Source organism: Methylosinus trichosporium OB3b, assembly GCF_002752655.1.
Classification (GTDB): Bacteria; Pseudomonadota; Alphaproteobacteria; order Rhizobiales; family Beijerinckiaceae; genus Methylosinus; species Methylosinus trichosporium.
In genome coordinates this window covers 2914419-2927012 of the sequence record NZ_CP023737.1, presented here as the reverse complement: position 1 = coordinate 2927012, position 12594 = coordinate 2914419, and the positions used below count along the sequence as shown (strand labels likewise).

The following is a 12594-nucleotide window of genomic DNA, read 5'->3' as shown; positions in this document are numbered from 1 at the left end:
GGGAGACTGATTTCAGGAGAGGAAAGTTGGATAAGCTCGCGGGGAATGTCGGGCGGCTGCTGCGCCTGCTGGATGATGCGAGCGCGGATGACCGAGTATTGCAATACATACGACAGGTCGTGCGGCGATCGCAGCATGTGCTGCGCCGCGATCGCCGACAGTTAACAGCGCAATTGAAACTACGCGCCGATGCTGCGATACTTGAGGACATCGCACGGACGCTGCTCGAGCCAGAGCGGCTGGCTCGAGGGCTGCGGTTCTCGCCGGTTCAGCAGTCGGAAGACGATGGCTCCTCCGGCCTGATCATGATCGTCGGGGAACATCACAGCGGGGTCCGTGGCGCTGATTACATTCCCGATGTCGGCGGCCGCCCCCGCGTGCTGAGCTGGTCTCAGGACTACTCTATCCGCTGGTGGGACGCGCTGACCGCCGAGCCAATCGGCACGATAATGGAGCATAGTAATTGGGTCATGGGCGCGCAGTTCGTCCCCGATGTTGACGGCCGCCCTCGCGTGCTAAGCTGGTCCATTGACGGCACCATCCACTGGTGGGACGCGCTGACCGGCGAGCTACTCGGCGCGATGGTGGAGCATGACGACGCGGTCGAAGGCGCGCGGTTCGTGCCCGACGTCGGCGGCCGCCCCCGCGTACTAAGCTGGTCGGGGAACACCATCCGCTGGCGGGACCCGCTGACCTTCGAGCCACTCGGCGCGATGATGGAGCATGACAACGCCGTCAGAGGCGCGCAGTTCGTGCCCGATGTCAACGGGCGCCCGCGGGTGCTGAGCTGGTCTCAGGACACCACTATCCGCTGGTGGGACGCGCTGACCGGCGAGCCCGTCGGTGCGATGATGGAGCATGACGACGAGGTCGAAGGCGCGCAGTTCGTGCCGGACGTCAGCGGCCGCCCTCGCGTGCTGAGCTGGTCCATTGACGGCACCATCCACTGGTGGGACGCGCTAACCGGCGAGCTACTCGGCGCGATGGTGGAGCATGACGACGCGGTCGAAGGCGCGCAGTTCGTGCCCGATGTCGGCGGCCGTCCGCGCGTGCTGAGCTGGTCTCGGGACACCACTATCCGCTGGTGGGACGCGCTGACCGGCGAGCTCCTCGACGCGACGATGCCGTATAAATGCGGAGTAAACGGCGCGCAGTTCGTGCCCGATGTCGACGGCCGCCCTCGCGTGCTGAGCTTGCTCGGCAGAACCATCCGCTGGCGGGACGCGCTGACCGGCGAGCCGCTCGGCGCGACCATGCGGCATGACCTTGGGGTAGACGGCGCGAAGTTCGTGCCCGACGTGGATGGCCATCCCCGCGTGCTGAGCTGGTCTTTTCAAACCATCCGCTGGTGGGACGCGCTGGCCGACGAGCCACTCGGGGCGACCGTGCGGCATGAGAACTGGAGCAGAGGTGCTCAGTTTGTACGCGATGTCGAGGGCCGACCCAGCGTGCTGTGTTGGTCTATTGATAACACCATCCGCTGGTGGGACGCGCTGACCGGCGAGCCGCTCGGCGCAATCATACGGCACGACGCCGTCAGAGGCGCGCAGTTCGTGCCCGATGTTGACGGCCGCCCTCGCGTGCTGAGCTGGTCCGGTGATGGAGATATCCGCTGGTGGGACGCGCTGACCGGCGAGCTACTCGGCAAGACGATGCCGGATAAACACGGGGTAAACGGCGCGCAGTTCGTGCCCGATGTCGCCGGCCACCCTCGCGTGCTAAGCTGGGCATACAACGCCATCCGATGGTGGGACGCGCTGACCGGAAAGGCAATCGGCGCGACCATGCGGCATGACTTTAGTGTGGGCGGCGCGCAGTTCGTGCCCGATGTCGAAGGCTGCCCTTGCGTGCTGAGCTGGTCCGGTGATGAGGGAGTCATCCGCTGGTGGAACGCGCTGACCGGCGAGTCCGTCGGCGCGACCATGCGCCTTGTCAGCGCGACCAATCGCCATGACTGTAGGGTCGACGGCGCGCAGTTCGTGCCCGATGTTGACGGCCGCCCTCGCGTGCTGAGCTGGTCCGGTGATGATGGAGTCCTCCGCTGGTGGGACGCATTGACCGGCGAGCCCGTTGGCGCGACCATGCGCCATGACCTTAGGATAAAGAGCGCGCAGTTCGTGCCCGATGTCGCCGGCCGCCCTCGCGTGCTGAGCTGGTCCGCTTGTGGAATCGTCCGCTGGTGGGACGCGCTGACCGGCGAGCCCGTCGGCAAGACCATGCAGCATCGCGCCATTGTCATTGGCGCGCAGTTCGCGCCCGATGTCGCCGGCCGCCTCCTTGTGTTGAGCTGGTTCATGGACAAGACCATCCGCCTCTGGGATGCTGTCAGCGGTGAAGCCGCAGCGGCGATATGGCTCGACTCCGCGCCGGTCAGGGCCGAAGTCATCGCGCTCAATGGCGCAGCGCACCTCCTTGCCTTCACCGACCGTCCGCATCTCTTCCGACTGGTTTCCGCCTGACAAAGCACTTTTTTCGATAAATGGTACGACGTACCGCGTCGGTACCGCTGTTCAGTACCGTCGATTCCGTTTGGATTCTCCCGGGTCTACCACAACCCAGGAGGGTCTCATGCCGTTACTCGCCTCGATCGTCGACGCCGCGCCGAAATTCACCTTCGTTGCCTTCTTCACCACCGCGCTCTGCGCACTCGTTTTCGGCTGGCTCAATTACCGCCTGACTTGCCGCAAGGAACTCGAAAGCCGGCTCTCCGCGCATCTGGCGAGGCCCGAATTCTGGGCGCGGGTGGACGCGCTCGGCGCCGCCGATCCGAACCGCCTCGTCTTCGACGAGGATTTGCGGCGCCAAGCGCTCGAATGGCTGCCGGAAATGCGCCGTCTCGCCAAGGGCACGAGCTACCCCGATTGGGACCACGCCTGTGGCGGCCCCAATTTTCATCGCATCTGCAAGGCGGTTTCGGCCTGCCGCATCCTCATCCAGGTGGTGCGCCGCACCGACCTCTTCGTCCATCCCCATCCTGTCTGGAACGGCCATCGCACGCGCTTCTGCAACGAGTTGCTGCGCGCGCTGAAGATCGAGGCGTGAGCCATGACCCGCGCCTCGCTCACTGGGCGGCTCACGGCGTTTTTCGCCTCGGGCGCCCCATGCGATCCGACATCCGCGCTCCATGCCGACGTGCGCCGCTTCATCGGCTCGCTCATCGGTGCCGCGGCTGCCGAGCCTTTGCTGACGGCGTCGGACTCGACGCCACTCGTCAACCTCCTGTCCGGCTTCACGCCGATCTCGGAGGAAGCGGCCGAGGCGAAGGGCGAACTCGTGCTCGTCGCGAATTACTGGCGGCGGTTCTGCGCCTGGCAGGCTGAGAACTTCGACGCGTTGGAGCCGTCGAAGAAAAGCGCCCCGGAGCCGTCCGAAGCAAAGCGCCGGACCGCAGCCCCGAGCCCGCGATCCGATAGCGCGACGACAAAAGAACGATCGGGCGAGATTGTCGTGCCCATTTTCGTCGATGGCGCGCAGGGGCGCGGCCGCATGTGCAGCGCCGACGGCTCCTCGGATGAGCGGCGGGCGGCCATGATCGAAGCCCTGTCGCGCGGGTTGCCGGCCGGCGGCGCGGTCGATCGCTCCCGCCTCGAAGCACTCGGCGTCCGCTATCCCTGGTTCGCCGAGGCGATCGACGCCTACCGGGAAGCCGCGGAGCTCGTCGAGCTTTTCAGGGCTAAAGACTATCGGCCGCCAGCGACGCTGCTCGTCGGGCCGCCCGGCATCGGCAAATCCTCCTTCGCCGCCGTGCTGGCGGAGGCGCTCGGCCGCGGCGCCTTCGCGCAGCCGATGGCGGCGCTGTCGGAGGGAATGACCATCGTCGGGTCCAACCCCGTCTATTCGGGCGCTCAGGCCTCCTTGCCGGTCCGCGCCTTTCTGGAAACCGGCCAGGCAGACCCGATGATCGTTCTCGATGAGATCGACAAGACGGGGACATCCGCGCATCACGGTCAGGCGCTCGATGCGCTCCTGCCTTTGCTGGAGCCCACGACGGCGGGAAATTTTCGCGATGCGTTTCTCGATCGCGCAGTCGACGCCTCACGGATTGGCTGGATCGCGACCGCCAACAGCGTTTCGGACCTCCCGCTCGCACTTTCCTCGCGGCTGCGCGTGATCGTCTGCCGGGAGCCGGGGCGAGACGATCTCGACGCGATCGTCGCGGGGTTTCGCGAGCAGTTCGCGCGCGAGCTCGGCGCGCCGGCGGACGCCGTGCCGGAGCTCGACGAAGTGTTGCGCGCCAGGCTTCTCGCCGCCTTGAAGCATTCTGGGGATATCCGTAAGTTGAGGAGGATTTGGCGCGGCGAGATTATCGCCCGGAAGCGGGGCGGGGCCATGAGGCTCGAAGCTGTCGTTTCGGGAGAAGAAGTTTGAATTCGCTAACGGGCAATGCCGGGCGTTTGCTGCGCCTGCTGGATAATGCGAGCGCCGACGATCCGGCGCTGCAACATTTGCGCAAGGTCGTGCGACGGTCGGCGCATGTGCTGCGCCGTGATCGCCGGCAGCTGGTCGCGCAATTGGAGCTGCGCGCCCATCCAGAGAAACTTGCGAATATCGCGGCAGGGCTGCTCGAACCCGAGCGACTGGCTCCGGGGCTGCGCTTTGCGCCGACGCGGCGGTCGGAAGATGACGGCTCCTCTGGGCTGATCATGATCATCGAGGGGCATGAGGGGCCGGTCAGAGGTGCTCATTACCTGTCCGATGTCGACGGAAAACCCCGCGTGCTTAGCTGGTCCGACGACCACACCATCCGATGGTGGGACGCGATAACTGGTGAGCCGCTCGGCGCGACGATGTGCCACGATGGTGGTGTCAAGGACGCGCAGTTCCTGTCTGGTATCGGGGGACGCCCTAGCGTGATAAGCTGGGACGAGGCCAACTTCATTCGTTGGTGGGACGCGCTGACCGGCCAGCCCATCGGCGCGACGATACGGTGTGAGCAAGCATTCATTGGTGCGCAGTTTCTGGCCGATGTCGACGGCCCCCCCGCGTGCTGAGCTGGTCCGGTGACGGAATCATCCAGTGGTGGGACGCGTTGACGGGCGAGCCAAACGGCGTGACGATGCAGCATGACGCCTGGGTCTGCGGCGCACAATTCCTGCCCGACGTGGACGGGCGTCAACGCGTGCTGACCTGGTCCTGCGACAACACCGTCCGGTGGTGGGACGCGCTGACCGGCGAGCCAGGCGCGATAATGCGGCACGACGGCTGGGTCCTCGGCGCACAGTTCCTGCCCGATGTCGATGGCTGCCCCCGCATACTGAGCTGGTCCGACGACCAAACCATCCGCTGGTGGGACGCCCGGACCGGCGAGCCGATCGGCGAGGAGATGCGGCACGGCGGCTCGGTCCTTGGCGCGCAGTTCCTGCCCGATGTCGACGGCTGCCCCCGCGTGCTGAGCTACTCTCGGGACTGCACCATCCGCTGGTGGGACGCGCAGACCGGCGAGCCAGGCGCGATAATGCGGCATGACGGCTGGGTCCTCGGCGCGCAGTTCCTGCCGGATGTCGACGGCCGCTCCCGCGTGCTGAGTTGGTACGAGGACGGAGCCATTCAGTGGTGGGATGCGCGGACTGGCGAGCCGATCGCCGCGACGATGCAGCATGACGCCTGGGTCTGCGGTGCACAATTCCTGCCCGACGTCGACGGCCGTCCCCGCGTGCTGAGCTGGTCTACCGACTACACTATCCGTTGGTGGGACGCGCAGACCGGCGAGCCGATCGGTACCACGATGCGGCACGACGGCCCAGTCCTTGGCGCGCAGTTCCTGCCGGATGTCGACGGCGCTCCCCTTGTACTGAGCTGGTCATACGACCACACCATCCGCTGGTGGAATGTGCTGACCGGCGAACCTCTCGGGGCGACGATGCGGCATGATAATAAAACAAATGGCGCGCAGTTCCTACCGGATGTCGACGATTGCCCCTGCGTGCTGAGCTGGTCATGCGACCACACCACCCGCTGGTGGAATGTGCTGACCGGCGAACCTCTCGGGGCGATGATGCGGCATGACCACTCGGTCGTCGGCGCGCAGTTCCTGTCTGATGTCAACGGATACCGCCGTGTGCTGAGTTGGTCTTGGGACCACACCATCCGCCAATGGGATGCGTTGACCGGAGAGCCAATCGGCGCGACGATGCGCCACAACAACTGGGTCTTAGGCGTGCAGTTCGTGCCCGATGTAGAGGGTCGAGCCCGCGTGCTGAGCTGGTCTCGGGACCACACCATCCGCTGGTGGGACGCGCTGACCGGCGAGCCAATCGGTACGACGATACAGCATGACGACTGGGTCGTCGGCGCGCAGTTCTTGCCAGAGGTCGACGGCTGCCCCCGTGTGCTGAGCTGGTCGGCGAACAAAATCCGCTGGTGGAACGCGCTGACCGGTGAGGCAATCGGCGCGACGATGCGGCATGACGACTCGGTCGTCGGCGCGCAGTTCCTGCCCGATGTCGATGGATACCCCCGCGTGCTGAGCTGGTCTCGCGACTGCAGCATCCGCTGGTGGGACGCGCTGACCGGCGAGCCAATCGGTACGACGATACAGCATGACGACTGGGTCGTCGGCGCGCAGTTCCTGCCCGATGTCATCGGCCGCCCGCGCGTGCTGAGCTGGTCTCGGGACCACACCATCCGCTGGTGGGACGCGCTGACTGGCAATCCGCTCGGCGCGACAATGCGGCATGACGATGAGGTCTCTGGCGTGCAGTTCCTGCCGGATTTCGCCGGCCGTCCCCGCGTTCTGAGTCTGGGTCAGGATAAAGCCATTCGCCTGTGGGAGGCTCTCGGTTGTGAAGCCGCAGCGCCGATACGGCTCGACTTCGCGCCGGTCATGGCCGAGGTCGTCTCACTCCATGGCGCGCCACACCTTGTCGCCTTCAGCGATCGCCCGCATCTTTTCAAGCTTGTGAATCGACGAAAATGATTGAAGAAGCGAATCCGCTCGTCAAGGCGATCGTCGAATTGATCGAGATAGCCGCCACCCTGCCGCAGACCGAGGCAGCGCGAGAATTCCGCTCTTTTTTCGTTGAAACAACAGGGCGGCGAAACGTCTGCGCATGGCTCGGTTGGAATGCGAAGGAGCAACAGCAGCTCAAGCCGTCGAAGGCGGATCAGTTCAACAAGGCCAAAGCGGAAACGTTGCGTGTTAAAATCTCGCAACTTTTGAAGTGCGACCTCCAGCTTGATGCCGAACCCGAATGGCCTCCGAAGCCAAAGCGCAACGCAGGCAACGAGCGCCGCGCCTATCTCGACACGATGCGAAAAGCCCAAATTGATTATCTTGACGCCTTGCTGAAAGCGACGAAAGCGGAAGCCGCAAAAGTCGCCGAGGCCCGCTCCGCAGAGCCGCATACTGTGTCACATCTCCTTTGGAGGCGCGTTCCGCGGCAGAATCTTCTCGATGTCCTCGAAAAAAAGCTTCAAGCGACGGGGCGCGTCGCCATAGTCGGCATGAGCGGAACCGGCAAATCGTTTCTCGCCCGCGATTATTTCAATCGCTTCGACTCTGAGCGCCGCAAATTCTTTTCGGCGCCGAAGCCCAGCGACGACATGAACAAGAGAAGATTCGAAGACGCCAATATCGGAAGGCAATGGATTGACCTCGGCTTCGATATATTGAGCTGGATCGGCCGCAAAATCCCGGCACCATCGGAAGATCGCAAGCTGCGGGCCGCCTTGATTCGGCTGCTCCATGTCGATGCCACGAAGGCCGAGGATCTGCAAAATGAACGTCGATATGCTGATTTTTTCGAGAAATTTTTGGAGGAGTTCTATCTCAGGACCGACCGGAGCATTGCCGACACTGCTTCGGCGATTCGGTCGATCATCCAAGCGGCGCCCACCCTGTCGTCGACGAAAAGCCTACTCATCTTGATCGACGACCTTTGGAATCCCGATCACCCAAAGATCAAGGAACTGCTCGACGCGATCACGCAATCCGGCGACTCGCGCCCGATCCGACTGCTCATTACGTCCCAGCGGCGCTATGCAGCGTTTTATGGCAACGCGCCACTGCGCGATGGAGCGATCGATCACAATAAATTCCAGTCGCATACGCTCGAGCTCGACAAGGATGACCACGACCGGGAAGAGTTCGCATGGTGGATCGTCGCGGCCTACGCCGTCAAAGACTGCGAGGATCTGACGCCGTCCGAAGGACTGGAGCGCATTCGGGATTTCGCTCGGAAAGTTCTGCGGATCGACCAGAGATTGGAGAAATCCATAGCTGCCCCTGCAGCTCGAGATTACGCTTACGATCTCGGGCCCATCGAGAGCGTTATTCGGAAACTGAATTATCACCCGCTCGCGCTGGCCGCCTTTGCGAGCGCGTGGAGGATGGCTGGACTGGAAAAGCATTTCTGGTCGAAAATGGGCAATGCGTTGGACTCGAGACCGCAACTCGAAATCAGCTTCCTTGATCTCGAGGGCAATTCAGAACTGCCGGAGGAATTCAATCCCGATCATAGGATCGTGACGCGGGCGCTGCTCCTCGCCGCCGACGAACTTTCCCCGCTCGAGAAGCAGTTGTATTACGATCTGGCGATCGCGCCTCGCTCCAATGAACATCTTGCTCTCCAGGTTTTCAGATACTATTGGTGGCGATCCGGTGCATTTACGGCCCGCAACTGCGAAGAGATTTTCGGGAGAGACGCATTCAAGGAACGTGAGCCGATCAGGGACATTTTCGCGCAACGTATGCTGGTGCAGTCGACCGAAAAGAATACCTTCGTGCTGCATGATATGCATTATATGTCGATCCGCAGCGCTCTGGATGACGTTGGGGAGAGCGTGTTCGCCGAACGTCATCTCGATTTTTTGAAATCTGCCGGATGCATCTCCGACAGCGGAGCGTGGGCGCTCGATTCTTTCGAGGATTTCGTATTTCAACCGGACGGAAGCGGATTGCCGTGTTCCGATCGAATGGTATTCATGCCCCGGTTGCTCCGAGACAAGAAAGGAGAGGCGCCAACCGGCGATGAACGGAAAATATTGGCTTCTTACCTACTCGACCATGCGCATTTTCACGTGAAGGGGGTTAGAGCACTGCCGACATTCGAGACTATTGAGCGACAGTTCTTTTCTTGTTTCGCCTTTTTGCAAGCTCTACTCGATCTAGAGGAAAGTGAGGATCATGCAGGGAACGTCACCCTGGCACCGCGAGCCATAAATGACGTTTCCGACTGACGCAGGCACGCAAGGAGCAAGTTTGTCACGCCGAGTAGCAGCGGCAGGCGGGATGAATCAAACAGCGACACGTGTTGTCATTTCAATCAGTTTTTTCGGAACGATGTTCTCGCTTTCCAGGTGTTCCTGCTAACGCCGAGGCGATTGAAGTCGAAATGGCGTTTGCAGCGTGACGCAGAGGATCGGCGTCGAGATGCGCGTATCGGTTCGTGGTTGCGGGTTGCGAGTGACCCAGGAGCTTCCCGACGATCGGCAACCCCAACGAGGCGCCTGCTCCTACGCTGGCGAAGGAATGGCGTAGATCGTAGAGGCGCACACCCTCGAGCTTGGCGTAGCGGCGGACTGCCACCCAAGGCCGGTTCAGATCAGCGCGGGGCTTTTCGAGGCTGCGACCAGCGATCACGAAAGGGCACTTTTCGACGCGTGGAAGTTCGCTGAGCACTCGGAGTGCCGGTCCGCCGAGGATGACCGTCTTACGTCCCGTCTTGCTGTCGGGAAGAAACAGTGCGCCGCGTTCGAAGTCGACGTGACCCCACTCGAGGTTCAAGACCTCGCGCGGGCGCATGCCTGTAAGAATGAGAAGGCGGATTGCCGCCACGGCGAACGGATCGAAAATGCTGCGACGGTTTTCGGGTTTTACCCCGTGCTTCGACTGCGGCTCCTCGTCCATCCAAGGAATCCCTTCGGTTTCGGCGCGCTGTAGCGCTTTGCCGAGGCGTCCCATTTCCTCGCTCGACAGGTAGCGTTCCCATCGCCTTTCCGGGAATCGCTCCAGTCGGGTCGCGGGGTTCTTGCCGAACTCTGTTTCTTCTCGCCGCGCGGCCCAGCCCCAAATCGCAGAAATCACGGAGACGGCCGCATTCGCTTGGCGCGGTGTGGTGCCAAGATTCGAATGAAGGCGTGCGACATCGGCGCGGCCGATCTCGACGATCCGCTTGGCGCCGAGTTCTGGCAGGACGTATTTGTCGAGCAGACAACGATAGGATTCCGCCGTTCTCGGCTTTCGCTTGGTGAGAACGTGTTGGGCCATGAAGTCTTCGGCGACTTGACGAAAGGTGCGAACCGCGCGCGCCGCGCGCCGTTCGGCGACAGGATCGGCGCCGGCCTCGATAGCGCCGAGAAGGTTCAGCGCCTGAGCGCGCGCCTGTTCAGCCGTTGTCGGACCGAAGACTCCGATCTTGACCTTCTGCGAGCGCCCGTTGCGTTTGCATTGCACGATAAAGGTTTTGCGTCCCGATGGAAGAACGACGACGCCGAAGCCCCGCAGGGCGTCGTCCCAGAGGACGTCCATCGACTTGTCGACGGAGCAAACGAGCCGGTCGACGTTCGTCTTGTTGATTCTGCCTTTCGCCACGTGATCCTCCGGCAGGCCTGGAAGAGGCGATTTCGACGCCGGATTTTAGAAGCCAATTAGAAGCCGATCAAACCCGAGCCGAGGGTATCCCAGCGAGCGGCTGCGTAAGTCAATCGCCATAATCTATTGAAATAGCGCGATCAGTGCGACTGTGGCGTAGACGGGCGTAATCGATTTTCGCTCTTTGTAAACCGAAGGTCGGGGGTTCAATCCCCTCATCCGGCACCAGTTTCCTGTAAGATTCTGCTGGGACCGAGGTCTGTCGTCCCGTGGAATTGCACAGCAAAATTTGACCCGTTGCAGGCGTCGATTGGGCGGATGGAGAAGGTCTGGAATGGGGCTGCAACCGGTCCGGCAGATTTACGAATAGCCGTCTAATTTGGTCACGTGCAGGATGATGACTTCAGGGCTAGGGACGAGTTCGGAACAACATGCTAACCCCTGGCGAAATCTACTCTAATCTCGACGATCTCGCCGCGAATCCTCCGGCAGGCGGTGGGTTCGGCTTGGCGCTTATGGAGGCGGTAGGAGCTCCGCGCTCTACGATCACGAAACTCCGCGACATCGCGAAAGACGGTGCGTTCACCTGGACCCGGATGCTGCGCTTTGAGGCGACTGAGCCGGGCGGGACGGATGCGGCGCTAGATCGGATGCGCGCAGAAGCAGAGGCTTCGGCCAAAGGGCGGCGCCCCCGGATATTGCTCGCCTACGATGGCGAACGGATAGCCACCTGCGATACGAGGTTCGACGAGGATCCCCTCTCCGCGTGGGGCTCGACATGCTCTCATTGGAGGGCGACGTATTCTTCCCGCTCGGCGGGCACGAGCGCTACGTTCCGAAAAAGGAACGCATGGCCGACGTGCGGGCGACGCGCTTTATTTCGCGTTTTCACGATGCGGTGCGCGATGCCAATCCGGCTTGGACGAAGGAAGCCGAGCGGCACGCACTCAATATCTTTATGGCGCGCGTGCTGTTCTGCCTGTTCTCGGACGATGTCGGTATCTTCGAGAAAGACGCATTCGAAACCGCCGTACGCAGGTCAACAGAGGTAGGCGGGACGGCAGGGCTCCGAATTCGGGTTAACGGCGGTTAACGGATTGGGTCAGGTGTGATTCCCTATCGGCGGAGTGATTCTGGAGCCGCCGTGATGAGCCTCGCCTTCGCAGTTTTCAAAGAGAAGTCGCGTCTGAAAGCGCTTCTCGACCATTTCTCGATCATCGACGACCCGCGCGAGCCCTGGCGCGTCGCGCATCCGCTTCGCGAGGTGCTGCTGCTCGTCGTCTGCGCCTCCATGGCCGATTGCGATCACTTCGACGCTATTGCATCTTGGGGCAAGGTCAACATCGGCTTCCTGCGCCGCTATTTGCCTTATGAGCACGGCGTGCCGGGCGGACGCTGGCTCACCCTGCTCATGAACCGCGTCGATCCGGCGCTGTTCTCGGCGGCCTTCACTGGCTGGGTGCGCGAGACCTGGCCGGAGCGACCCGAGCTCATCGCCATCGACGGGAAGACCTCGCGCCGCAGCCATGATCGCGCCGAGGACAAGGCCCCGCTGCATCTCGTCTCCGCCTTCGCCACCACCAGCCGCCTCGTGCTCGGCCAGGAGGCGGTCGAGGGCAAGAGCAACGAGCTGTCCGCCATTCCCGTCCTGCTCGATCGCCTCTCGGACGGCGGCGCGCTGAAAGGCGCGCTCGTCTCCATCGACGCCATCGCCACCAACGCCAGGATCGCCTAGGCGATCGTGGACAAGGGCGCCGATTATCTGCTGGCGGTCAAAGCCAATCAGCCGACCCTGCGCGCCGAGATCGAGAGCGCTTTTTCCGCCGCGACGCGGATCGACACATGCGTCGATTTCGACAAGGGCCATGGCCGCATCGAGCAGCGCAGCGTGAGCGTCATCACCGAGGTCGACTGGCTGAACGGCGAGCGCCGCTTTCCGGGCGAGCTGCGCCTGCCGAACGCCGCGACGATCATTCGCGTCAAATCGCAGGCCGAGCTTGCCGACCGCGGCCGCTTCGAGACGCGCTATTACATCTCCTCGGCCCTTCTCCCAGCGAAGCGCT

The 12594-nt window shown here is 62.8% G+C and carries 8 protein-coding genes and 1 pseudogene; 8 read left to right on the top strand and 1 reads right to left on the bottom strand.

What is annotated here, in order from left to right; genetic code table 11:
• Positions 1 to 26: 26 nt before the first annotated feature.
• The 6 genes from CQW49_RS13940 to CQW49_RS13920 all read left to right on the top strand — a co-directional run bounded on the left by CQW49_RS13940 (position 27) and on the right by CQW49_RS13920 (position 9177).
• Positions 27 to 2459: a WD40 repeat domain-containing protein gene (locus tag CQW49_RS13940; protein ID WP_003612126.1), complete on the top strand. Its 2433-nt coding sequence runs from the start codon at positions 27 to 29 to the stop codon at positions 2457 to 2459.
• A 109-nt stretch (positions 2460 to 2568) separates the two neighbouring features.
• Complete coding sequence (locus tag CQW49_RS13935) at positions 2569 to 3042, top strand: hypothetical protein (protein ID WP_003612127.1); 474 nt, start codon at positions 2569 to 2571, stop codon at positions 3040 to 3042.
• Positions 3043 to 3045: 3 nt separating this feature from the next.
• Positions 3046 to 4368 (top strand): AAA family ATPase, encoded by a 1323-nt coding sequence (locus CQW49_RS13930; protein WP_003612128.1) that lies wholly within the window; start codon positions 3046 to 3048, stop codon positions 4366 to 4368.
• Positions 4365 to 4991, top strand: a complete 627-nt coding sequence (locus CQW49_RS25610) for a WD40 repeat domain-containing protein (RefSeq protein WP_244593385.1) — start codon at positions 4365 to 4367, stop codon at positions 4989 to 4991. Before CQW49_RS13930 ends, CQW49_RS25610 begins: the two co-directional genes overlap by 4 nt.
• Positions 4985 to 6916 (top strand): WD40 repeat domain-containing protein, encoded by a 1932-nt coding sequence (locus tag CQW49_RS13925; protein ID WP_244593384.1) that lies wholly within the window; start codon positions 4985 to 4987, stop codon positions 6914 to 6916. The genes CQW49_RS25610 and CQW49_RS13925 overlap by 7 nt, the downstream gene beginning before the upstream one ends.
• Positions 6913 to 9177, top strand: coding sequence for a P-loop NTPase family protein (locus tag CQW49_RS13920; RefSeq protein WP_003612131.1), 2265 nt, complete (start codon positions 6913 to 6915; stop codon positions 9175 to 9177). The genes CQW49_RS13925 and CQW49_RS13920 overlap by 4 nt, the downstream gene beginning before the upstream one ends.
• An 82-nt stretch (positions 9178 to 9259) precedes the next feature.
• On the opposite strand, the gene CQW49_RS13915 is transcribed toward CQW49_RS13920, so the two are convergent.
• Entirely contained in the window at positions 9260 to 10531 is a 1272-nt protein-coding gene (locus tag CQW49_RS13915; RefSeq protein ID WP_003612133.1) for a site-specific integrase, read from the bottom strand.
• Between the two features lie 766 nt (positions 10532 to 11297).
• On the opposite strand from CQW49_RS13915, the gene CQW49_RS13910 reads away from it, so the two are divergent.
• Complete coding sequence (locus tag CQW49_RS13910; protein ID WP_024749684.1) at positions 11298 to 11624, top strand: type IIL restriction-modification enzyme MmeI; 327 nt, start codon at positions 11298 to 11300, stop codon at positions 11622 to 11624.
• 54 nt (positions 11625 to 11678) lie between these two features.
• A pseudogene (locus CQW49_RS25605) lies at positions 11679 to 12590 on the top strand (ISAs1 family transposase); the annotation flags it as partial.
• Between the last annotated feature and the right edge of the window lie 4 nt (positions 12591 to 12594).

Coding starts and splice junctions, on each gene's coding strand:
- CQW49_RS13930 (WP_003612128.1), top strand. CDS start 3,046: ATGACCCGCGCCTCGCTCACTGGGCGGCTCACGGCGTTTTTCGCCTCG.
- CQW49_RS13920 (WP_003612131.1), top strand. CDS start 6,913: ATGATTGAAGAAGCGAATCCGCTCGTCAAGGCGATCGTCGAATTGATC.
- CQW49_RS13935 (WP_003612127.1), top strand. CDS start 2,569: ATGCCGTTACTCGCCTCGATCGTCGACGCCGCGCCGAAATTCACCTTC.